Annotated in this window: 14 protein-coding genes and 1 pseudogene; 3 read left to right on the top strand and 12 right to left on the bottom strand. The window is 41.3% G+C overall.

Features of this window, described 5'->3' with window-relative positions; genetic code table 11:
* Nucleotides 1-22 precede the first annotated feature (22 nt).
* The 3 genes from ACWXW9_RS20715 to ACWXW9_RS20705 are packed head-to-tail and all read right to left on the bottom strand — an operon-like array spanning nucleotide 23 to nucleotide 5,542.
* On the bottom strand, nucleotides 23-3,535 hold the full coding sequence (locus ACWXW9_RS20715) for an ATP-binding protein (RefSeq protein ID WP_494930952.1): 3,513 nt from the start codon (nucleotides 3,533-3,535) through the stop codon (nucleotides 23-25).
* Complete coding sequence (locus ACWXW9_RS20710; RefSeq protein WP_494930951.1) at nucleotides 3,504-4,112, bottom strand: DUF4194 domain-containing protein; 609 nt, start codon at nucleotides 4,110-4,112, stop codon at nucleotides 3,504-3,506. The genes ACWXW9_RS20715 and ACWXW9_RS20710 overlap by 32 nt, the downstream gene beginning before the upstream one ends.
* Nucleotides 4,109-5,542 (bottom strand): Wadjet anti-phage system protein JetA family protein, encoded by a 1,434-nt coding sequence (locus ACWXW9_RS20705; protein ID WP_494931012.1) that lies wholly within the window; start codon nucleotides 5,540-5,542, stop codon nucleotides 4,109-4,111. The genes ACWXW9_RS20710 and ACWXW9_RS20705 overlap by 4 nt, the downstream gene beginning before the upstream one ends.
* Nucleotides 5,543-5,816: 274 nt before the next feature.
* Here ACWXW9_RS20705 and ACWXW9_RS20700 point away from each other — a divergent pair, with 274 nt between their 5' ends.
* Both ACWXW9_RS20700 and ACWXW9_RS20695 read left to right on the top strand, forming a co-directional pair.
* The gene (locus ACWXW9_RS20700; protein WP_142546877.1) at nucleotides 5,817-6,185 is read left to right on the top strand and encodes a hypothetical protein; all 369 of its coding nucleotides are present in this window, start codon (nucleotides 5,817-5,819) and stop codon (nucleotides 6,183-6,185) included.
* Nucleotides 6,186-6,343: 158 nt separating this feature from the next.
* A complete protein-coding gene (locus tag ACWXW9_RS20695) occupies nucleotides 6,344-8,002 on the top strand; it encodes a hypothetical protein (RefSeq protein ID WP_494930950.1) in 1,659 nt (552 codons plus the stop codon).
* 95 nt (nucleotides 8,003-8,097) lie between these two features.
* Here the strand turns inward: ACWXW9_RS20695 and ACWXW9_RS20690 are convergent.
* Together ACWXW9_RS20690 and ACWXW9_RS20685 are read right to left on the bottom strand one after the other, a co-directional pair.
* Nucleotides 8,098-8,705, bottom strand: a pseudogene (locus ACWXW9_RS20690) (tyrosine-type recombinase/integrase).
* A gap of 36 nt (nucleotides 8,706-8,741) precedes the next feature.
* On the bottom strand, nucleotides 8,742-9,119 hold the full coding sequence (locus tag ACWXW9_RS20685; protein ID WP_494930949.1) for a hypothetical protein: 378 nt from the start codon (nucleotides 9,117-9,119) through the stop codon (nucleotides 8,742-8,744).
* Between the two features lie 287 nt (nucleotides 9,120-9,406).
* Here ACWXW9_RS20685 and ACWXW9_RS20680 point away from each other — a divergent pair, with 287 nt between their 5' ends.
* A complete protein-coding gene (locus tag ACWXW9_RS20680; RefSeq protein WP_494930948.1) occupies nucleotides 9,407-11,659 on the top strand; it encodes a helix-turn-helix domain-containing protein in 2,253 nt (750 codons plus the stop codon).
* A 107-nt stretch (nucleotides 11,660-11,766) separates the two neighbouring features.
* On the opposite strand, the gene brxL is transcribed toward ACWXW9_RS20680, so the two are convergent.
* From brxL to ACWXW9_RS20645, 7 genes are read right to left on the bottom strand one after another with little or no spacing between them, the layout of a single operon-like run.
* Nucleotides 11,767-13,842, bottom strand: coding sequence for a protease Lon-related BREX system protein BrxL (gene brxL / locus ACWXW9_RS20675; protein WP_494930947.1), 2,076 nt, complete (start codon nucleotides 13,840-13,842; stop codon nucleotides 11,767-11,769).
* Between the two features lie 47 nt (nucleotides 13,843-13,889).
* The gene (gene pglZ, locus ACWXW9_RS20670) at nucleotides 13,890-16,391 is read right to left on the bottom strand and encodes a BREX-1 system phosphatase PglZ type A (RefSeq protein ID WP_494930946.1); all 2,502 of its coding nucleotides are present in this window, start codon (nucleotides 16,389-16,391) and stop codon (nucleotides 13,890-13,892) included.
* A gap of 39 nt (nucleotides 16,392-16,430) precedes the next feature.
* On the bottom strand, nucleotides 16,431-19,961 hold the full coding sequence (gene pglX / locus ACWXW9_RS20665) for a BREX-1 system adenine-specific DNA-methyltransferase PglX (RefSeq protein ID WP_494930945.1): 3,531 nt from the start codon (nucleotides 19,959-19,961) through the stop codon (nucleotides 16,431-16,433).
* Nucleotides 19,962-19,973: 12 nt separating this feature from the next.
* Complete coding sequence (gene brxC, locus ACWXW9_RS20660) at nucleotides 19,974-23,612, bottom strand: BREX system P-loop protein BrxC (RefSeq protein WP_494930944.1); 3,639 nt, start codon at nucleotides 23,610-23,612, stop codon at nucleotides 19,974-19,976.
* 9 nt (nucleotides 23,613-23,621) lie between these two features.
* Nucleotides 23,622-24,191, bottom strand: a complete 570-nt coding sequence (locus ACWXW9_RS20655; RefSeq protein ID WP_494930943.1) for a DUF1788 domain-containing protein — start codon at nucleotides 24,189-24,191, stop codon at nucleotides 23,622-23,624.
* Nucleotides 24,188-24,790: a DUF1819 family protein gene (locus ACWXW9_RS20650; protein WP_494930942.1), complete on the bottom strand. Its 603-nt coding sequence runs from the start codon at nucleotides 24,788-24,790 to the stop codon at nucleotides 24,188-24,190. The genes ACWXW9_RS20655 and ACWXW9_RS20650 overlap by 4 nt, the downstream gene beginning before the upstream one ends.
* Before the next feature lie 30 nt (nucleotides 24,791-24,820).
* Entirely contained in the window at nucleotides 24,821-25,051 is a 231-nt protein-coding gene (locus ACWXW9_RS20645; protein WP_285848691.1) for a helix-turn-helix domain-containing protein, read from the bottom strand.
* Between the last annotated feature and the right edge of the window lie 146 nt (nucleotides 25,052-25,197).

The raw sequence follows: 25,197 nt of genomic DNA, 5'->3' as shown, positions 1-25,197 counted from the left end.
GGTCTTACCTCCCGCTGCCGATTTAAAACAAGGAGCCTTGCCCTCCCTCGCGTTCACTTTCAAACGGAGGACTCTCTACGCTTTCCCCGAACTTGGACGAGGATGAGTCTGCATCGGGAAACTTATCTTGCTTGAGGGCTATCGATTTTTCGATTGCTTCAATATTGTGAAATGCAGGACTCGTCTCCGCTTCATCTGGAACCCAGCGGTCAATCATATCAACAAAGCACTGGTAGTCATGCTTGCTGACAAACAGCGTAGTCGTCACTTCAGGTGCCATATGCTGCATTTTCTCGTCTGGAACAGCGGCTATCAATTGCAGTCCCATTTGCTTAATTAGCCGCAAACTGGATTGAATACGCTGTTCGTCCATTTTGTTGAACGCTTCATCGAAGACAACCAGACGAGAGCTTTTGTTTGAATATAAATGATGAAACGAAGCTAGAATCGCAATATAGAAAGGAGTCTGTGTCTCACCGCCGGATTTTTCTTTAAGCACTTGAGAGAACCGGTAACGCCCCCCACTGCTCGAAGAAACCATGATGTCAAAGTCCAGGTATTGTCGGTAATCGGCATACTCTTCCATCTGCCCGACCTCTCCACGCACTAGCATTTCGAACAATTCATGTAGCACTGCAGTCCGATCATTTTCCGGCAAGTCGAACAGAGAGCCTTTCTCCATCAAAAGTGGGTCCATCACTGCCTCATAAAATTTCTTGTACCGTTCGCTCGGCGAAACCTCGAAGTGATACTTGTCGTCAGAAAAGGGGAAGTTCCGCAGTGCAAAGTTCAATTGTTGGAATTCACGCCGCGCCATCTCAATTGCTTCCCGAAGTTTAAATACGAAGTGGGACTTGAACTCCTCCTCGGACTCTGCAAGCGCCTCTGCAACCTTTTCCTGATATTGTGGAATGTTAAGATGCTCGATTGTATCGAGCAGACGGTCATAGGCATCATTCTCGGAATCGTTCGCATCACCACTGAAAGCATGATCAACATTGTACTTTTGCCTGAGTTTGGCTACATCGTTGAATTGGTCATCACGCTTGGTCTGTAGTCCCTTGGAGCTACGTTCCCAGTTTTGCAACTTTTGCCACGTACTAACTGTCGTTGATCGCTCCGCTTCCTCATAACGCTGCTTGGCTCGATGCTCACTCTCAGCACCATACTCACCCACCCATTGCTCAAGGATAACTTCAGTATCTCGCAATCTATTCTGTTGAACGAGCAAAGCTCCCGCAAGCTGCTTACACTCGGCTTCAACCGTGCCTTTATCCTGCAAGAGGCCTCCCCATTTTTCCGTCCATTGCTTCTCCGCCTCGCGCCAATGCTCGTACTCAGCCTTAAGACGTTCAGCTTCCGCCAGATTAAGTTCTTCCCATTCTAGTTCTACTTCTTCCTGACGACACCTGCAAGCTTCCAGTTCTCGCGGCAATGCGAGGGGAGATGATAACCCGTTATATACAGCATCCTTGTCCCGGAATCGCTCCATCCACTCACGGAAGCCCGCCGCCAACTCCCTTAGACTTGTAATTTTATTCCTAACCTCCTGAAGCTCCAACTTGCGAATCTCCAATTGGTGCGCGATTGCCTTTGTTCCAATATAAGGAATTTCATAGTGCTTTTTCGGAATCTGTCTGGCCACAAGATTATTGTATACCATGCAACTACGCGTAACGGCTGTACGATACCGTCGCAACTCCTGCTCGTCTTTGGCTTTCATCACCCTGCCTAGCAGGTGCTCGGCACGAGCCCGAACGACAGGATGCTCAGCAATAAGCTCATAGGCCAGCGAACCCGGCTCCGCTGTGCCTAGATATTTTCTTTCTTTTTCAGTATCGACAAGACCTACGCCTTCGAGCTTTCGCGTCCATTTCTCTCGCTCATAGATGCCGAGGGCCTCCGCGAAGCATTCCGGTTCCACCAATAGATCAAATCGTTGCGTATTCAGATAACCTTCCAGTGCATCCCGCCAGCCTTCGTCAACAAGTTCTGCTTCCTCACAAAAAATCCAGACCGCGGAACGTCCCCTTAACCTTTCCTCCAACAATGCCTTCAACTGTCTGACCGGCTCCGCATAGCTGCGCCTCTTCTGCTCTAGATCACGGATAATGCTCTCCAGTTCGGTCGCCTGCTCCTCCGCCGCATTCAGTGTTTCCAGTAAACGAGCTTCGCCTATCAAGAGCCGGTCATACCAACCAGACCGGGCTTCACCAATTGCAGCTAATCTCGCGGCCCATGCTTCTTCATCCAATTCTTCTGCCTTGCCTTTGTCTACAATCTCCAGCAATCCCGCAAGATGCTCCGTATATTGTCCAATCTGCTCCTGCTCACCTGTTTCCCACGACCAATATTCTCCGTCCGTCCAGGTGGAGAAGTTCTCCAGCAATTGTCTCTCCCGATCAAGCCTGGTGCAGTAAATGGACAATATTTTCTCCAGTTCCACACGTTTCGTCTCAAGCTCTCGAATCTCCGCCACCAGTTCCTGCTTGCGTCTTTCAGCTGCATGATTCTGCCAGCGCTGGTAAGCGAGCTGCGACTGTTCACGCGCCTCATTCAACTTACACTCTGCCAATCCAGCACTTTCCTGTAGGTAAGCCAACTTTTCCTCCGCTTGATGCTTCAAACGCTCCTGTTGCTCGAGATTCTCTGTTTCATACAACAATTTTAATTTTCGAATAACATAGTCCTGCTCTTTAATTGTTTCTTTGAGCCGGGCATATTCCTGATAGCCATCTCGAATGCCCTGCAACTGCAATTTTCGCTTCTGCAGCAGTTCAAGCTCCTGCCTGTAGCGCTCATGAATCTCGAAATTCTGCTTCATCAAATCCAACTGTAACTCACGCTTGTCCAGGATGTAGTCGTAAACGAACGCCCGGATATTGCGAATCGGCTTAAACGACAGTGCTTTGGTGAATATATGGAAAAATCGATCCTGCAGTTGACCCAATCTTGCCAACAATGCCTTCTGATAGTTAGACTTGTTACGCTCAAATAGAGCCCGCCTCCTTGAACCCTGCCTCACACCAAGCTGCAGATCTCCTTCTCCAAGACCAGTCCCAACACCGACTCCATATCGTCGTTTAAACGCTTCCCGATTCAGCAACTGGCCTTGCGGATTAACAAAGTCAAGCTGATCCAACTTGCATGCAGCCAATATAAAATACTCTTCCTCATACGAACGGTCGCGGTACACGTCGATAGCTGCACCGATAACAAACGATTCCTTCTTGTCCTCGTCACGGAACTCGGCAATAATGTAGGTCGTAAAATCCCCGTCCCGAACGTACGAGCGTTCATCGCTGCCAATCTTGCCCATTAGATAATTCTCAAAACTGCGCTTCGCCTCATCGTGAGCTGCAGCGTTGAAGCGAATAAGCCGCTGATCAACTACAAACAGCACCTGAAGGGCGTCGATAATCGTCGATTTACCGGCGGCATTTTGTCCTGTAATTAGTGTCTGTCGGCCAAATTCCATAGTTACATCCTTAAAGTAATGCCAGTTAATCAACCGGAGCCGTGTCATCCATTTCATCCAGCAATCCTCCTTCCTCTGTGGCATCGTAGCGTTCCAGTCTTTCCGTAAGTTGAGCGATCTCGTCAGCCTGAACAACATACATCCAGGTATGGTACAGTTTGAACCGTGCATCGTCCGTACGATGATCCTCATCCATCGCTTCGAGCAACTGAAACTGTGCACACAACCGAATAAGTTTGTCCAGCGCTGTCCGTCCCACCCATTCAATCCGAAACGTCTCAAACTTACTACGAATTTCATGCAACGTCACCATCGGATAATCAGCTAACGACAAGCCTTGTCGCTTCTCCTCATACAGAAGTCGCAGCACAAGTAGCCAAAGGGTCTGTTCCCTATCCAAACGTCTGCGGAGCCGTCCATCCGGAAGGTGGAGAAAGACGCATTCATGACGTTCATCAACTGTTAGTTCCCAGCCGAGAAATTGAAAGTAGGCTTCAAGTGCCTGACTATGACGCCGTATGATGGCATAAGCTTCACGGTCCTTGTCTCTAACCAGCAGATTGACCTCGAATAACCGATTCAATACATGACGAACCTTGGCTTGCTCAGATTCACTCAATTCGTCGAACATCATCTTTTCGAGCCCCCTTTCTTATTGACAATTGTATGGTTATCGAAGCGATATCCGCCAATCGTTAGAATATTGCGGCCATCACTTCGCCGAATCAGGAAGTTCGAGCCCCCGTCTGATCCATACAAATAAATATAGCCTAGCATAATAAACTGCTCCGCATTCTCGGGCGCGAGTTCCGCCATTTCCATCTCTGCTCGTTCACCCAAACGATTCGTTACGTAATCATCGACCTTCTTTCGGGTAATCGCCTTGCGCATTCGTTCTAGGTTTTTGGTTCGCAATTCCTCCAGTAGATGATCAGGCATCTCCACAGCTACATGCACATCAGGTTGATGAGGAGCCCGCTTGCGCCGCGGCGGCAATAAGGATTGTTCAGAAAGAGCGCGGGTCTGGCGCAGCGCAAACAACGACTCCGTACCATCCATCGATAAGTCTTTGCTCAGCCGTTCAATTAAACGCGCAAGCTGCTGATCTATGCCTTCATTCTGCTGACTCAAATAGCGAGCGCGATCATAAGAGGAACGCAAGTATTGATTGTGACGCACATCAATTTGGTAAAACAACTCATCCAGTCCGTTGAACGTTTCATCAATGAAAAAGAGTGCCTGCTTCACTGCCTGCCCAGCCTCGTCTACCGAAGCGTACAATCCGCTCTTCACCCCGTCGAGTGCGGCTTCTTCCAATTGCTGTCGATCTAGCAGCCATTGCTGTACCGTATTTAGAATTTGCATTCGATAACGAGCAACATGATCAGACGTCTTCAGCCGATGATAACTCTTGTCAATAATTTGCGTTTTATAATGGTCAAAATGATGATCCAGCACATCCTGTATTGACGTCTTCTGAACAACCTGTTCCATCAAGTGCTTCATATTGTTGTAAAGCGCCACAAGCTCCTGTCGAAACTGTCTACTTACTTCCGCCGCACTCATAACGGCCGAACAAGGCTGCAGCCGGGCTCCTTCTCCGGTCAGCGATTGGTAGACCAAAAATGCAAATCGCTGGTACTCAACCGTCCTCGCATCGCACAGCTCTTTTAACACACCAATCAGCCGACTGGCATAGTGGGGCAATACAATGAACCGCTCGAATTGAGCTCGCGTCTCCACATCGATCCACTTTCGCTCTTCCAGTCGCCGCAACATTGTATTCGCTTGAGCTCTCGTCAGGTCTTCCATATTAATCTGACTCAAATTGTCACCGTGTCCGCTCGCCTCGTCTTCCGTATCCAACACAGCAATATCCTCACCCAATTCGCGCCGGGTATCCAGCATCTCCTGCAGCAAATCCCGCATGACGTTAAAACGAATGCCGAAGCGCTCTGTCTGTGCCTGATCGTACAGCAATAACAGAGCCTCAGCATAGATTTGCTTATTAGAGCCCGCAAGCAGCGTAAACAGTCGATCCGGAATAATGTCGAACAATTTCATACTCGTCACACATTCCCTCGTTAATATAGAATTTCTTGCACCGATAGGCTTGTTAATATCCTGCCTTATGCCATCTCCAGTCATCGACGCATTTATATAAATTTCGACAGTAATGGCATCATATCCTTCAATCTATGGTTGCCTCAGGATAGAGGTTACGTATAATCAAATCCTCAAAAACAACTACCCGGCACACTACTATGTAGTATGATAAAAGTGAAAATAATGATATTAAATCTGGAAGAAAAACGCCCTGCTAAAGGAGGTGAAACGTATGGCAAAGTATTCGGATGAAGAGATCAGAGGCATGTCCAAAATTACCATTAAAATTGCAGCAGATTACCTGGGTATATCCCCAAACATGCTGACACTCGGCATGAGAAATGACTTGTTGCCCATTGGTTTTGCAATTCGTAATGAAGATAGATATAGGGAAAGTTGGTCTTATACCATCGTACCGGAACGGCTTATTGCCTATAATCATGGCAAGATCAATGCGATTCAGGTGGAGAATATTGAAAAAAACTTGAATACGATTATTAATCAATTCGAAGAGATGAAACGGGACCTGGTTTTTCTATTAAGCGAAAACGAGGGATTGGAGGGATCAAACAATTCGACGCACTCCTTGCACCGCAGGTAAATCAGACACTGCCGGGAGAAAACATTGCAATTGGCTTTCATGTTGAGAAAGAAGCAGTTCAACAAGTCACACAAGAAGAGCAACCAACTAGAATTGAACCTGCAGTTGTTCCCATCGTTGAAGTAAGCTCGTCGAGTGAAGGAGAGGAGGGAAGCGCTTTGCCCGAGTATTCGAATATTGAAATGACTCGAAAACAATTATACGAGGAAATCTGGCAAATATCTGTCGCCGGAGTGGCCAAAAAATATAACCTCCCTTATACCCACCTTATGAAACAAATTAAAGTCGCGGGCATTCCGATTCCTCCGTCTGGATACTGGACAAAGCTCAATTTTAACAAACCTGTAACCAAGCTTGAATTACCTGAGCCGGCAGACGAAATCATTTTGTTATCCAACTCCCGCCCTTCTACTCGTAAAAAGAAGCGGCAAAGCTTAACGATTGAAAGCTACAGCAAAGCCGAGTTGGAAGCAGGCATCGCAGAAGCATCAACAGCACTCGAAGCTCCTACATTACCAGTGGAGGAGCAGCCCCCCTTCCCTTCTACAACAATGAAGTTTGATGCCAGCGAGGTCGCTCAAACAATTGACCTACCAGAAACGTATGAGCAATCCGGACAAACCTTCAATATTTATGACAGAGAGCTTCTATACAATGAAATATGGTTGGCTCCCGTAACCGAAATAGCTAAACGGTATGCTGTCTCGGATGTCGCAATCCGCAAGGTATGCCAGTCGTTGGATATCCCCACGCCTCCAGTTGGGTATTGGGCCAAGCTTCGAGCAGGCAAGCCAGTAGCCCGTACTCCGTTACCTATAACCAACAAGCCCACTAAAAAATCAGGTGTACGAACCGGTACGGATTACACTCCACATCTCGAGAAAGAGACTCTCAGCTTTTTGAATGAAGAGGATAGAAGTGTCGTTCTCTCTATTGCAACGCAAATCAGGCTGCCCGATGAGAACGCCAAAATGCATCCGACAATTGTAGCCCACCGAAAAGCAGTCATTGATTGGAAGAGAAAACATAGGGAGCAAGAAACCAGAGGTTATAATAGAAGAGCCATGGATACTCCTCTTTTTCTTGCCGACACGGTTTCTGAAGAAGCATTGCCCAGGGTATTGCATATCTTTAATGCGCTAATCAAAGCCATGGAGCCGCTCGAATGCTCCCTAACCAGCGATCTAAAGTTTGTTGTTAACGGTGAAACCGTCTCTGTCTCGGTGACAGAAGCAAAGGACGAAATCCAGCATATTCCTACGAAAGAAGAAAATATACAACTACTAAAGTATGAAGAAGACAAGCGCCGCCATTCCTGGGCATCAAAGCCAAAAATCAGAAAGTATGACTATGTTTACAATGGCCGACTAACCGTTTCGATTAATAGCTCAAAAAGTTTCCGAGATTGTAAATCATACGTCATTGAAGATCGTCTTGGTGATCTCATGCTATCGATGTACGAGGCTTCCGATATACTCAGGCAAGAGCGCGAGGCTCGAGAAGAAGCCGAACGTAAGCGTCAGGAAGAGGAACGTCGAAGAGAGGAACACCGTCAACGTGTAAATGAAGAGGTTGACCAAACACTTATACTGGGAAATTTATCGGAGGACTACGATACCGCCTGCAAAATAAGACGCTACATTGCAGCAGTTGAGGCATCTGAAAACCTTGATTCAAAGTCAACGGATTGGATAGCATGGGCAAAAGCCAAGGCAGACTGGTATGACCCAACGATTGCCCGGGAAGACGAATTTTTCGGGAAACGCGATCACCAAAGGAACGCTGACCAAAAGAAGCTGGAGCGTAGATGGTGGTAATGAACGGGAAAAGCAAGTGCCTGCGTGTTCTTCAGGCCTGCTTGCTTTTCCAAGAGAAAGGTACAATTTTACCTCCTCTGAGCAACATCCCTTTTTCAATCCAATAACTTCTCCTTATAAAATCTCCTCATAGGTGACGATTTCGCATGCTTAGATCGCATCTCCGGCCGCCATAAATTCACGTATTTCTTGACCATGTCCTGCGAGGTATGTCCCAAAATATCCTGCAGGCTGTAAGGATCACCATCATTCATAATATACAGCTTGGCAAAGGTATGCTGGAGATTATGCGGGCTAGAGCGTACGTCCTTAATCCCCGCTGCTTCCCCATACTTGCGAATAGAAACTTGAACAGACCGTACCCCAAGCGAAGTCCATCCAATGTTACGAAAAAGTGCAATGATGGTACTTCTCTTCTGGCTTTGACATACCGAATTAGCAACTTACGGACATCATGACAAAATGGAATATCCCGTGGCTTCCTACTCTCCCCAATGACACCGAGCAACTGGCTTTCCTTCACATCGACCTGGTTCATTTTAAGCTTGGTCATCTCACCAACCCGCAGACCACAATCCAAAATCAAGGACAGCATGACGAAATCACGGAAGCCAGTGAAGGTCTGCTGATCAGGTTGCTGAAGCAGTGCAATAACCTGATCCTCTGAGAATGAAGTTATCGTTGGCTGGTGGCCTTTGCGCAATTTCAAATGCTCAGCAGGATGATGCGCAATCCAACCTTAATCCGATAGGAACTGAAAGAATCCCTTTATGGCTTTGATCCGATTATTAATCGTATTGAGCTTGTAGCTCTTTTTTTCGACCATCACCATAATGAATTGATTTCGCAGGAAGTCCGCAGAAACCTCATACATCTCGGCTTCTATCTCCTGTTCCTGCAAAATGCTTCGGTAACAAGTCAAGCTGCTCCTTTCAAATTTTACTTTGTGCTCACTTGACGTTTCAGCGCGGCGAGCTTGCAAAAAGAGATTTACTGCCTCCTCCCATGTTAAACGATATCCAGAATGCGAAAAGGATGCTGTATCATAGAGTTCATTGCTTCTCCGTTTAGCCGTACTATCCGTTTTCTCGAACAAATTAACCACATTGCTCTTCATTTCTCATACCTCCAACTCAGTCATAATGATACGAAAAATGTACAGGATAAGATGAGTTTTTTTATTTTCAAGGTGCAATACGTGGAGCAAAAAATTCCTCTCACTATACGTTTCATTTTCATAGAAATATCGGACCTTTTTCTTCTCCACGTTCAAAAGTTTAAAGGACATGAATACCGAAATAAACGATATATATATATTAGTATGACAAAAATCTATAAGAATATATTTACAATTATATTTAGATATGATATAAACTATATATAACCCTTGAGAGGAGATTTTTCATGAAAATGAATAACTTTGACTTAAAGAAGTTTCGTGAAATGATTAATGTGACTCAAGTTCAATTGGCAGAGATGACAGGTACTTCACAAGAACAAATTTCTCGCTATGAAAACAAAACCTCCACTATAGACATAGATTTTTTCTTCAAACTGTGTGGATTAGCTAATAAATCTCCAAATGAGTTAATAGCCGCGTGTTCTGTAGCTGAATTATGCCTAACCCCCACAGTCGAACCGTTTAGGATACCTAATGTTTATCATCAAGAATCGGTTAAACTTTCAACACTCGAGCATTATATTAAACCCAAGCTGGAAGAACTAGCATCCAAAGAAACATACATTGAAGCGGCTGGCATGGAGAAGCTAAAAAGCCTTTACCAAGTCATACAAACTTCTAACTCAAAACCATTGTTAGGATTCGTTGGCCCTTCAGATGCTGGGAAAAGCACATTGATAAATAAGCTAACAGGTATTGACGCCCTATTGGCTGATTGGACACCTACTACCTCAACTACGGTTTTTGTAAAACACAAAAATGATAAACCTTCATGGCTGAAAGAAGCTGAGTACTCTAAGACGAATGTAATAATTTTCCGAGCCGAAAACGACAAGAAATCCTGGAATTATCGTAAACTATATGATCGTTCCTACTGTGAGAGTTTGATGATTGAATCTGGCGATTATGAGATATTAGACGAGTACTGTAATCGAGACTCCAAAAAGAAATCAAGTGAGGTGGACTCTGCAATAGTATTTCTTGAAGCAGACGTTCTTAGCGCTTGCGATCTAGTAGATCTTCCTGGATTCGGCACAGAGAGTGTTGAGGAAACGATGAAAGCTCAGCGTATTAAAGAACAAGCAGACATGATCATTTTCATGTCACAGAGTTCGAGTTTCTTGAATACAAACGATCAAGTAACTTTCTTAAAAGACACCATTCAGCGTCTGCCATCCATAAATGATTTACCATTCCTAGACAATTTAATTGTTATTGCTTCTCAAGCGCATCATATATCCGACAGAAGTAAGTTGCAAAGTAAAATTCGTGAAAGACTTAGTGAGGTAATTAATCAACTAGACAAAAATGTAATTAAGCATTCCTTTAATACATCCAAGGAAGAATTGGTTACAAAGCTTAAAGAGCGATTCTTTACTTATTCCTTGGACGATGCTTCACTAAGAATTGATTTTGAAACTGAAATAAAAAGAGTTCTCACTGAAGTGTTTCCACTAATCTGGAAGAAACGGCTCAATCGGGATATAACTCAATTTCAAAGAGAAGCCGTTAGATATTTTGATGAGGAAGTAAAGAAGGCTATTGCAATCCAAGAACATAGCGAGAAAATCCGCAAAGAATATAATGAAACAAAAAAAGTACTTCCAGAGAAACTTCAAGAAATAAAAAGATCCAAAGAGCAACTTCTCTCTTTTGCAGAAGTTAGTAAAAGTAACGATATTAATTCTTTTAAAGTTTGGGAGTCCACTGAGGTTACTCAAGACTATGTTATTGAGTTAATTAATGAAAAAGGTTATGACAAAAAACAAGCCAAAGAGTATATTGGTTCAAACTTGTCAGATGCTTACTATTCTAAAATGCAAGATATTTTGAAACGAAGCTCTAAAGAATTTAATAATCAGCTTACAAGTTATTTTGAAAACTTTGAGAGAACTCTTGGCGGGCTTGGTAGAATTAACATTAATGAAACCTCTATACCATTTGATTTTAAAGGAGCTCTTGCGGGAGGACTTGCGGGTGCATCTGTTCTCGGTGGTCTTGGTCTATGGGCGGCCACTGTTGGAAACTTAGGAGGATATATTCTAGTTGCCAAAGGAGTGAGTCTACTCTCAGCTCTTGGCATTTCAGTAGGAGGAACAGCAGCCGCGGCGTCGTTTGTCGCAGCAATCGGTGGACCAATAACAATCGGAATTGCACTTGCGGCCCTAACCTGGCTAGCTGTTAGTTCACTTATTGGGGACGGGTGGAAAAAAAGATTGGCCAAGCAGGTTGTTAAGCTCTTCTCAGATAAAGAAGTGGCATCACATTATACGGAGGGAATGAACAATTACTGGAACGATACAAAACGCGCCATTGAAGAAGTTACCTCCTCTATTATTAAGGAACTAAAAGATTACTTGGACGAGCAGGAGGCACTGCTTAACTCCTCTGATCCGCTTCTTTTAGAACAACATATGTACAAGGCTATTGAACTACAACGTTTTTTCGATAACATGCCTTGGGAGGATGATCTTTAATATCCCAATATAAGTTCAGCCCCACCCTGCTAATTTCAATGCATGGTGGGGCTGAATTTTGATCAATGCATTATCTAAGGCTTCCATGTGTCTTCAAACTCAATCAACTATTCAATTCCCAATGCTTTGAAAACCGCATCCTCTGGACTAACATAAAAAGAAGTCTGGAACTTCGCAAATAAATCTGACGGGACAGTTGCTATGTCAACGGCACTAGACATAGGAAGCAATATTTTCTTAGCCCCGGCATCGAAACAGACTTGTAATGTGTTAGCAAGTTCCTCCACTTTACTGATCGTTCCCCCTATGCTCATATTACCAAGTATACACATTTGTGTTTGAATTGGCTTTCTCAGAGAAGCACTGCATAGACCTATAAAAGCACACAATGCAATCTCAGCAGGAGTACCTACTCCTTGACAGTCAACCAAATGCATAAGTAAATTATTGGTGTCAATATTAATAGAGCCACTAATTAGTTTCTTATTAGCCTTGAAATAATTCTGAGCAGTTTTTACATTTTCTCTAGCCTCACGATCATACCCAATACCCGTTACTTCAAACTTACCAGTTCCTCCAACAACTTCTGTCTCCATTTTAAAGACACCTAACATTCCAGTATCTCCATGAGCTACAGTAAAAACATGCCCCGGCTTACTTTGACCTTCTGGTATTAACTTGCCAGATCCCTGCTCAGGCACTGCTACAAAATGCTCTTCAAAAGTAGCGTTGTCTAGATAAGAAAAGTGAACATCATAAAACTCCATACCACCAATTTTTTTAAGTTGCTCCTTCACTCTACGCCGCCCTTCAAGCGCATATTCAAGCACTTCAGATACGTCCTCTTTGCTATATTCTCCGTGTGGGTACAACATCTTAATCAATCCAGAAACAGTCTTACGGACTGCAATGACATCACGCTGGTTGAGGTCATGGCCTAACCTGAAGTACTTTTCAATCGCATCTCCAAAGCTTCGCTTGCGCATTTCCCTAAAAAATTCTGCTAAGTAATCTGTTATAAATCCATATTCATTAGTAAAGTACTCAGGCCGCATTTTGGGTATTTCCCAGCCAGGCAAATAATAATGCATTCGATCAAAAAAGGCTGTATCATACGCCATTGCATCCGGGAAAGGTTCGAATAGATGAAATGTTTTCAGTAGGACATCCACACTCTGATTAATGTTACCTACAAAGACCATTGAAGCATTAGCATTTTTTTCTTCCTTTCCTCGTGCAAATGATCCCGATGCCATATAATCTTTCATGATCTGGATACCATCTTTATCTTTGAAAGTAATTCCGGCCACTTCATCGAATGCAACACAGTCCCACATTCCAACAAGCCCGATGGATCTGCTAGCCATGTTATAAAATAAGTTTGCTACCGTAGTTTGTCCACCAGAGATCAGGATGGAATTAGGTGAAATTTCTTTGTAAACATGCGATTTCCCTGTTCCGCGAGGTCCAAGCTCACAAAGATTATAGTTATTCTCTACTAATGGAACAATTCGCAAAAGTAGATGCCATTTTGTTTTATATTCAAACTGTGTTGGCTCCATACCAACACTTCGTAGTAGAGCATCCATCCACTGCTCCTTAGTAAATTGCTTTCTGCCCTCAAAAAACTCCTGCATATCCATGTGTGCCATCTGAATTGGAGTCAGCTCCTCGATCTCAAACGGGCTGACTCTATTTTTCTTATTCCCCTTTGGTACATCTGAATCAAATTCATCATAACGTTCATCAAGCCGATTGTAGTTCATTCGCAAAATACACCAAATACCACCGGCTAGTAACTTCTCATACTGTTTAATATAAGTGTCAGCTACAACAACGTTCTTTAGCCCAAGATTGGAAAAAACCGCTCGATACGTATCGCTGTCGGGATCAAGCTTAGCCTCTATCTTGTCAATAATGGTATAACTACCTAATTCACGTACTTTGGACTTGATCTTCTCCGCCTCGTCCGGACGTACGAAGTTATCTGACAAAATACCTTTTACACGCTGAATGCCTTGTTCAATTGCCTCTTCATCATCCGTAGCGCAATACATGCCGAGTAGGTATTCAAGAACATATACAGGTACATTTGCCCCCTCTTTAATTTTTTTAGTGAGATCCTTGCGAACAACTTTCCCCGCAAAAGACTCTTTTAATAAATTGTTCAGTTGCTCTTCCATAACAACAACTGCCTTTCCAAAATAAAATCTCACAGCATCCTACTCAGTCAAAATCCAAAATCATTAGCAAAAGCAATGTCAATCACAACATCATGACGAAACACTTCCAAACCATTCTTTTCATCCAACGCTATCAGGTAGTACCTCTTATTACGATGATATTTCTGATTTTTAAAATCAAATCGCAAACGAAACATTCTTTTCTGCGGATCGTTATCTTTTCGATCAGCCATGTAATTACATTCATTTGAGATACGCTCATTTTCCTCCGAAACAAAAAACAGCTTATAGCTCATTTCTTTCACTACGCTACTAACGGGTTCAGTCTGTATAAAATCTAATGAAGTAATAAGATTCGTAATTTTATGAACCATGCTAACCAACGCAATTGAAGCAGGTTGCGTCTCCACATGCCCCCGTTCGGTTTTTACATCAATGACAGGTAGGAGTAGTTCTTGTGGTGAGCATCCCCCATGCACATAATTCTGTCCACCACCCGCAACCTTGAAAACATTCGTACTGACAGGAAACGAAACATAACGATTGTCATCATTTCCTAGCATTCTTCCAAGACTGTCCGAAGATACACCGTCTTCCTGAATTGCATCCTGAGTTACAATGAAGCGACGATTAACATAAGCGTCTTTTCCGCCTACTCCACTGATTTTGTCATGCTCCATTAGCTTATCACGTTTATACAAGAAACCGTGGTCTGCTGTCACTACAAAATGATACGTATTAGCATTTACAGACAGGCGCTTAATCAGAGTATAAATTTCTTCAATTGCTTCTTCACACGCGTTAAAAACTTCATTCTCGGTGTTCAACTTATCTCCCCGTGCATCAATTTGATTATGATAAACATATACAACGTCCATTCCTGTAAAAAGTTCACGTAGTTCAGCTTTCTTCAATTGCTTGACATCATCATATTGTACACAACGACTATTAGGGACCGATTTTTGTAAAATCTCTTCCCTCTGTTTAAGATTATCAGAAGGTAAACCATCCACAAGAACTTTCCCTTCATCCGTCAATTCTAATTGCTTATGTGGAAGTAATGAGGCCATACCTAATCGTGTAAAGGAGGGTAAGATACCCATCATTGCTTCTATTTTGGTTACACAGTTAGGGTCCTTTTCAAGTTTCTGAAACAATTGTTCTCCTACCTCGTACCGCAAAGCATCTGAAACAATGACAACAACCTTGCTCTTACTACTTTCAACATAACGGCCGTAAAAGTGTCTTTGCAGTGGCAAATTGCTCATTGCTGCATCGCTTGCAAAAGATGATGTCCACATAGGCATTTGCTTTGCCAAATACTCATTCGTATAGATATTCTCAATTAAATCACGCAATTTTTCATATCCAGAAGTGTCAGTCAACTGGTCATACAAGAAATAAAAGTGCCTATAGTGAGCATCAATTTGATAATCTTTTTGTTGATATTGAGCAATCAATGATTTCAAATCATCTGAACAAGCATAATTAGCTGCAACAATCACTTCATAAGCACTAGCTAACATACTATACTGTACTTTAAATCGTGTACCAAAATGCTTTTTGCCACGCTCCAGGCAAATCTTTGGTATGTCCCATTCCCGAAGTTTTGCTCCTGTATCCTCATCCAGCAATCGTTCCATTATCCAATTCAACAAAAGTTGATCAATCTCCGCGAATGAATCGCAGTCAAGTAGGGTTTCATAATCAAGTTTCGAGATAGCACCGGAAACATTCAGCATAGAAGATGCTGCTGCAGATAATTCATCATAACGCTCATGGTAGAGAAAACTGTTCATAAAATGATCCATAAATACGATGACATTGCCTTGTCTTAAAGAAACGAAACTCCGCCATGCTTGTGGTAGTTCCTGTCTCAAATAACGTTCTGTATACGTAACAAACAAAGTAGCTACAAGTTTTTCTAATGTAGGCTTTGCATCTGAATAGCCATACTCTCTCTCACAATGTTGCCAAAATATCGTGGTTAAATCAAACTTCTCAAACTCGTTTAGAAAACGATTATTCTCCAACTCATCCTCTGTCATAACCACTCGTAAAACTTCATCAAATGTAACAGTTCGTGCCTTACATAAGACACTCAGAAGAGCAACTTCAATTGTTTCCTTTGTGAACTGCTCCATCTCAAGACTATAGAATTTGCGTTCTCTTTCCTTAGAAGCAAAGAACTTGATATACCTCTGAATAATTGGCTTGTACTGTTCATCAATCCCCAAATCCACTGTTAACAGTGAGGCACGGTCTGCATAGAAGCGTTTCGAATAACGCAGCATATCCTCCAAGTGATTATCGCGTATAGCCGGTTTTGGGAAAGGAGCATAGAGCAAGTAGCTAGTCTCTATATCTTCCCGCTCCAAAAATATCTTTGTGCGAAACTGGTTTTCTGGCTCAAGTACATACACTTGAGCTCGATCCAGTTTCAAACTTGTGATATCTTCAACAAACTCAGCATGCTCGTCATACCAAAAGACTAATTTGCGAGTTTCCCCGGTAAATTCTGCATTGAGTTTATCGACGATTTGTTTCAAATTCAACTCGGGCATCCTGCTGCCCCTTTCTTCATTCAATTAAATTTTCGCTAGCACAGATAACATGGTATTTTCCAAGTCTGTCTGCACTTTCTCATAGTTAACCTTTACTCCATCATCCAGATCAATAAGTCTGCGAGCAATGGCAAGGTGAGCAATTTTCTCATCGTAGTCCTTCGTTTCCTTCAACTGCTTCATCAACTTTTCCTTACGTTTTTCCGCAACAGATTTTTCACGTGCATTGTCACTATATTTAATAGTTTCATCCATTCGAGCAATCTCCCGCTCATAAACACGTTGAAGACGATGCAAATAGTCAATACGAAGATTGCCAATCGTATTCTCATCATAGCGATGCATGTATATTAACGCCTTGAAGCCATCCTCCTTGCCGCTATCAAACAACCAATAGATTGGTCGCTTATGGTAAGTTTTGCAATGATCCTTAAAGAAATCTTTTAAGAAGTAATTGCGAATCTTCTCGCGTGAGCTATTCCCCTTATTGCCCAAAGCTTCAGCAATAAAGACCAAATTTTCTTCTAATGTCTCTTGTCCGTACATCTTCTTCACAAAAGCAACAAACATGCCGACAATATCATCCTCATAGTACTGTTCATCTGTAATCGTCAAGATATTATCCTTATCCGGAATGAACGTTCGATATTGGCTATCATCCCACTCACCACCCGCATAAGCAAGTCCGTCGATATCTAATGAATAGCGACCAAACATGCAGCCAACCGCATAAGAAACAAAAGACTTTATCACATCTGCCTTGGTCAATACATATTTGTTGCCTTTCATGCTCTCAGGAATATCTTCTTTGTTATCAAATATACGAGTGACTGTAATATCCTTATCTGATACATCTGGTTTTAATTCATCCTGCAGAGTGTATATGTCAATAAAAATACTATTCATTTCTTCTTCGTTAAACTTAATTTGTAGGAAACGAGACTCCGCAATTACCTTCCATTTATTGTACATATCAGCAATAGCCTCTATACTTCCCCCCACTTTTTTTATTAGAGGATGATATTGAAAATCCCACGAAGTTTCAAAAGAATCCCAGTCGTTTTTTGATATCGTGATGTTACTAGCAACAATAGAATCCACTTTTTCTTTTTCCTCTTGTGTTATAATAACTGGAATTTTCGCAATGTCTCCAACTAATACATTCAGGGATGGGTTTATTAAGTTTAATATCTTCGCTGCTACCACAGAATTTAACAATCCAGCAATGTAATAAAATAATTCTTTTCCAGGAAATAACCCGTTACTTGCTTGATCAAATATGAATCCCTCTTGTGTACATCTTACACTAAACCCACCTGATGTTATTGAAGACCAGGTAAGCGAAGGTAGAAAGTAAAAGTCTTCATTCTTTATTAATGAAGATGGGAAAGCCCTAATATTTCGTCCATTCCCTGCCCAATCAACCACATCCCATAAGTTTCCATACCATTTCCTGAATTCCCCACCTTTGTTTAGCGGAATCCATTTACCTTGGGTTATTTCTCCTTTAAGATTAGCAAAATCAATTTCTTTGAAATTAATCTCTACCCAAGAACGATAAAACTTATCATTGGCGCAGGTGCTTAGTCCCCTCTTGGGACTAGCAATAGTAATCATTTTCTCCTTATCAAATATACCCATAATTTTATTGCTTGCCCAATAAACTATTGGTTTTCCTGGTATTACATGAAATTTTTTAACATTGGTTGAGTAAAGATACGGACATTTACTGTCGGAAAGAACTTTTAGGTATTCTACTTTTTTCTGTTCTGCATCATTAAAATCAACAAGTCTTACATATGAACCCTTATATTCATCCAATTTCCACTTTCGCAACACAAACATTGTTGATTGCACTACTTCTCCGGCTATCTCTGCAAATGCTCTTGTACCTAGATGAGCCATATTAACTACTTGCTGCATCAATATCTTCTCGCGCAACTTCTCGAAACTGGATAGAAACATCCATGCATGTTGAGTAATCATTGCTTGATAACCATACTGTCGAGTCAGAGCAACACACTTCTCAATAAATGCGGCAAACAAATCACTCTTACTATCAGGATAATTATGTTTAAGAAAGTCCGATACTCTGATATTCATCCCACTAGAGCCCATATAGGGTGGATTAGTTACCACAACATCGTATTGTTGTGAAAGCAATCTCTTAAAATTCCATATCCGTAGTTTTTCAGCATAATTAATATCTTCAATTGTCATTTGACCTTCTGATATTTGTGGAATCGGTTCAAGTGCATCTACTTTGATTAAAGAGCCCCATTCCTCTCCTTCTGCATCCCCAGAAGGAAAATACACTTGAGGAGCTACTTGCTCATTAAATATTCTTCGGTTATATTGTCGTGCCTTCATTATTAATGAAAAATAGGCAAGCTGCCATGCGCGCTTATCAATATCTAATCCAAAAATATTATGTTGTAATATATGCTTGGCAGCATCTCTCGCACTATATCCTTGACTTTCATAAATTTGAATTAATACATCAAAAGCATAAACTAAAATGTGACCGCTCCCCATACAAGGGTCAATAATCTTAATTTCTTCAGGTCTTAAATACTTCTGTTCCTTTAGAAATAAATCTATTTTCTTTTGAACAGATGGTTCTTGCTCGGCTTCTTCAAGGTAATATTTCCACCCAAAATAGCTACCATTTAGATATTCATTTCCAAGACCAACTCTTGCACGCTCCTGCTCTAACCACAGTCGTCCAAGACTGTTCTCGACCATGTAGCGAACAATCCAATCTGGAGTAAATAATTGCGTTGCCGTAGGAATGCGTTCTTTTGTAACCTTCACATTTTTCTTCAATAAACTAAAGGTTTCTTCTTTTGGCTCCGTATTATAATACTGATACAGCCATCCAATAATCTGAACCTGTTCTTGAAAGTCTTCTTCAGCGATACTGTTAATTAGTCGAGATACAACACCGTCTTTATCTGAATATGTGATATTCAAGAGCAATTCTGTATAATCATTTGTCTTCTCAAACAATTCGGGTAGGACTTCGTATAAGGCATTGCATTGCTTAATAAATAACATTTGAAAAAGATCATCTAGTTTATTGTCTAGCTTAAATTTCAGCACTTGTTCCCGCTCGGCGCTTGCAAAGGGCAAATCTGCATCAAACGGCGTCGTAACGAGATCCGGCTCTGGCTTATTTGGACTTTCCGATGAGAGTACTCTTATACGAGAAGGCAGATAATCATTGACTTCCATAAAACGAATAGCAATTAAGCGATTAAACCAGGTATACGCTACTTCCTCGACTACATAACGATAAGCATTTTTATAATCAGAACTAGCGGCTTTAGTTTTGATCATCTCAACTAGCTTGTCACGTTGTGCGATCTCTGCATGTGAAATAGCATAGGGTTCACTCGCACCGATATCAAAAAATTGAATCTCTTTCGTAGATTGGGGCAATGGATCAGCAATGCCTTCACTCGACACGCCCATCAATCCTGACTTATACGTAATGTCGCCAATCAATTTATTCCTTGCCCATGTTGCAAACTTTTTAATGGCTGTTTTGTTCATCTGTACAGCTCCTTAAAATTCGATATTAATCACCGTTTCTTCATCAAGTTCACGCAAAATGCGCTCACGTAATGCAGCAATATATTTTTCGACATCCTGCTGAGTTTCAATTTGCCATGAGTTTGTCAAATTGATGCTTTTAATACTGATATTCCGGCGTTTTTTCACCTTTGGTAGTGATTGCACTTCGGGTTCTGCTGTAGTAGCCGTTTCACTGTTAACTTTGTATTGCTCAGCCTGCTTCGCACGCTCCCTCACAAACTGTCTATCCTTGGCATCCATTTCGTTGAGCAGCCTTACTTTTAGTGCATCTGCTTCTACTCTGATATTTTGCAATGTGGCGACATTGTTACACGTTTGTAATTTATCGTATATTTCTTGAAACAACCTAAATGCATGCTCACTCATTGCATCTTGATATGGCTTTCCATCCAAAGCATCCACAATGCGTTCCTTGGCATCATCTACAGCAGCACGCACAGGAATAGACATATCATCAAGCACCTTTGTATACGCCGCGGCAAACTTATCGAGCAAATCAGGAAGTTTCGGAATGTCCGTATAAGGTTCATTTTTCTTCAAAATCCCCTTAATATCTGCTACTAACAATTCTACCTGCTCATCCACAATAAAGGTCTTACTTTCATCGAAAATAGCTATGAGACGAAGAGCACGCTCAAAAATGTTTTTCTGCTCTCCATTAAAGAACAGCTTGATCGGTTCATACATATCCGCAAAGTCCAGATAATCATCCCGATCACGATGAAGCAGTTGGAAGAATTCTGCTGGTACCTGTATCTGCAGCACATTGCGAAGCAACAGCTTTCCTGATGAAACAACTGTTTTACCTGGCAAAGAATTATTTTGTTGAATCATAATCTCAATCTTTTCAATATCATTTAATAAGCGTTGACTATAGCGCTGAAAATCCTGCATGATGGCATCATCATCTTCACTCATAATAGAAACACTGAATATTTCCTTAGATAACTCTCGCACCGTTTTCTTCTGTTGATCTGTAGCTTTCTCACGCCGATCCATAAGCATTTTTTCTACAAATTCACGCTTTGTCACATAGCGAATGATCTCGTCTGAAGTCTTGTTCAATAAGGTTACGCTGCTACCATTGACTGTAAAAGAGATATCACCGTTTTTGAATAGATAGGCTACCAGCCATTCTACATCGTCTTCGACAAATCCATAAGGTGCTTTCATAAAACGAGTCATTATACTCTTCATTGATGTCTTCAAGTGTGACGCTGCATTAAGAGAGATAAACTCCAATACGTCTCGCAGTGCATTCGCATTGGCAGGCTCTCCACCTTCTAACGTTAATAACTGTTGCATAGAAGTATTGAACAACTCTCTAATATGAACTTCTCCCACTGCCACATTAATATACGGAAGCTTGTGATAGACAGTCGATACCAATTTACCTATTGCTTCGTTAATACGAGTAGATACGTCTTTTGCACCAATCTGCACCTTGTCTCCATTGACATAAATCTGAGCTTGCTTGAGCGATTCTGTCAGGAAGAGCTTTGCACGACCACTTCGTTCGTTCATCTCAATGTTTTTGGCATCCTTAATCTGTTGAAACTTTGTCAAAGCTCCCGAAGCAGCAGTACGTAAGTACTTTTCGATTTTTAAAGCACTGCGAACTTCTTCCAGAAAAGCAGCGTCGTTAGGCAACACTATCAATACTTCCTTGTTCTGTCCAGAAATCATCCTCAGAGTCATTTCATCGTCAGCATACTCTGAATTTGGCGTCAATACTCGAACACCAATATCATAATTTTGATTGGGACGATGAAGACGATCATCCACAAACTGATTAAATAAAAAATGATAGCGACCATTGAAAGCTGGATAGCGATATTTCGTTTCTCCATAGATATCTGTGAAAATCAATTCGGATACTTTGGCAATGACCTCTGCCATTTCTACCGTCTGGTTTTTGATCTCTTGATTGATTTCCTGTTCTTCATCCGTTAGAAAAACGTATACCTCGCCATGTTTTTGTACAAGTGTCTGATCAACCAGTACTTTAAGTGCATCCTCAACCTTTTTCTTGAGTGCAATACGGTCAGTATCCACATGATTGATCATAAGACTAACAATATTATCTACATGAGCCGTTACTTCCTTGACGTACTTGATCATAAACAAGGTTTTTAGTACGTTAACATTGAAACAATCCTCTTCCTGATCAGGATTAATATATCTATTACTTGCTGCCCGAATAATTACCCCTTTATGCCGATGATCAAGGAACTGGTGTAGTGCATCATAAAATACGTTGAAAGGTACTAACGCACCGGCTTCATTATTCATAATTCTCACTGCCGATTCTTTAAACAGGGCCAACATTGAACGTTCACCTTCTGAAAGATGCTTTCCAGATGCACCATGTTGCCTGATAGATGTCAGTACATCGCCTAGCAAGTTGAACTGGTAAGGAATGAATGGATAAACAGCAGAAAAATCCTGTTCATTAACATATAGCTTTTTTTCCACTCCATCGTTAAACACTATCAGATTTTTTATGATTGTTGATTTTTGTTCATACAACAGTCGTAATGTCTCATCTGCTGTCTGAGTTTTTTCCAATATACGTTTTTTTATGACTTCATCCACATTGGCAGAGGAAAGCGATAATCTTGTATCAAAACGACCTTGTATCTTTGAAAAATCATTACTACGTAGCCCCATATCTTTGGCAATTGCATCTATATCTTGTTGGCTCGTTACAATCACCCATGCTTTTCCTTGACACGCTGTCCCAAGGTCTTCAGTGACAGTTTGTAAATTCAACATAAGCTTGGAATCATCACCTATGTATTGACCAATCTCATCTACTAAAAAGACAACATGATGATTGTTTCCCTTTCGATCAATGTAATCTTTCACCAGTTTTGCAAATTGTTCAATACTAATCTGGTATGGTTCTGCAGCTTTCTCGCACCAATTACGTGCCGCGGCTTCGCTCATAAAATTTAAAGTTACCAAAACTTCCACAACAACATCCTGAATAAAATCAAACTTATGCCGAGAGGACACCCATGTTTTCTTATACAATTTTTCAAACAACTGCTTAAATTCTTCATATATATTGGCTTCTATTAGTGTGCGCTCCAGATCAGCCAAAAAAGGAATAGAAGCACATAGACCCTGCATCTCGTTAAATGCTTTAAGAAAAACCGAAACAATGGCATTTTTCGACTGTTTGCCGCTAACATCACTTTTGGAATCTATATTAAATAAAATGACATCCGTGGATACATTTGAAGCTAATGTCATATCTGCAAGTACCATCGAATCTGATATTTTTTTATCTTCAGTAAAGAATTCAAATGCTTTCCGTCCATTGACAGCCTTATTTTCTAATAAATAAGATAGTATTTTTAAAAAATGTGACTTACCACTTCCGAAGAATCCAGATATCCAAACCCCCATTTTATCTGTACGTCCAGCAATTCCTTTTTTGTAGCTGGCAAAAAAGTCAGCGAAATGCTTTTGCATTTCCTTTGTAACAACATACTCATCCAGTTCCTGGCGAATGTTCTCATCATCTGCTTGACCAACTTTAATCACGCCTTTAATATCACGGTCTATCGGTTTAACAAACATATCGCGAATTGATATCATCATCCATTCCTCCTAATCAACGAGTCGAAAAGCTCTATAATAATTATCATCCTTTAATTCCGAGAAAAGCACGAGTTGTTGACCATCATACGTTCCTGGATACATCATAATTACTGGTACATGATCAACCGCATGATGCAGATTATTCAATACTTTATGCGAACGAAGAAATGGATAACATTTTCCAACCCCTATTAATACTACAACCGCCATCTGAGGAGTGTTCTTTTGAATATAATGCTCCACCATATTCTCCTCATATACAAGCCGTTCAATAGCTGTAACAATACGATCTAACCCATTTTTCTGTTCGAATCCATAACATAAATCTAGAAAACCTTCTTCTTCAAGCATTTCGATGACAATATCATATAGATCAAAGACTACCAATTCATACCCATCATTAAACTTGCTATTCTTATTTTTCATGTATTGTATTCGCTGCCGCACAACAAGTTCATGCTCTGGAGGATAGTCAAATACATAATATCCGACTTCATTACCCAGCCCTTTGTTTTGTCGAAAGTTGGGGAGACGAATTAATTGTTCCATCTGATCTAGTCGCTCATGTAATGTCTTCACCTTTCTCCCCCTGTCAAAGCATCCAGATATATCTGCATTTGGTTATTCATTAGCCAACTTTTCAAAGCGATATCCAATATTGGCTTTTGGATGTTGTCCCTTGAGCCACGAATCAAAACACCAGCTTCAATGAGAATTGTTTTATATGCCCTTCCTAGACGTTTTAAAGTTTCATCTGTCCATTTCGCAACTCGCTCACTTTGAACTTGCTTATTTCTAAGAAAAAGCTGAATATCGCCGTCAGAAAGTTGATTGTTTCCAAATTGGAGCTTTTCATAATAAACCTCGTAGACAAAATCAAAAAAAAGCTTGTCCGTCTTCATGATAGAAATTAGTACAATTATTTTTTGTGTACTCAATTCGCCATTATAAAAAAACGTATGAATGCTTCTATCTAAACTATTCACACGATTGGCAACCACACGGTATATGTGATTCGCTCGCTCAACTGTGCGCACAGAAAAAATGTTTTCCTCTTGGCATAATCGTTTGATCCCCTCCCAACTACTTCCCTCCAGCAGAAGACCAATCATTTTTCTAAATTCATTAAACCAAAATGAATGTTTCACCATTCCAGCACTATATTCTAATTTTGCCATACCATCACCCCTCGAATATCCGTTCTACTGTTAGTTTTCTACAGCAGAAACAACTTCCATAATATCTCCTACATCGCATTTAAGCACTCGACATATTTTGACAAGCACGTCCATTGAGACATATTCATTATTAGAAAGTTTAGTCAATGTGTTAGGACTTATACCTGTGGCATGGCGTAGATCTGTTTTCTTCATCCCTTTATCAATCAGAAGTTTGAACAGCTTATTGTATCGTACATCCACAAAAAACACCCCAATCATTGAAATACATCACCCGCTAAATCATAGCACAAAAAAGTTCACTCTAACAGGAATTAAGTATAGGTTTGTGAGAGTTTCTCATAATTTTGATTTAAAGGCATTGTGGTTTTGAGCTATTATAAAATTAGAAGAACCCTGCCATTTTA

It is taken from the genome of Paenibacillus sp. LT-B23 (genome assembly GCF_059417685.1).
This window is presented reverse-complemented; position numbering and strand designations above follow the sequence as displayed.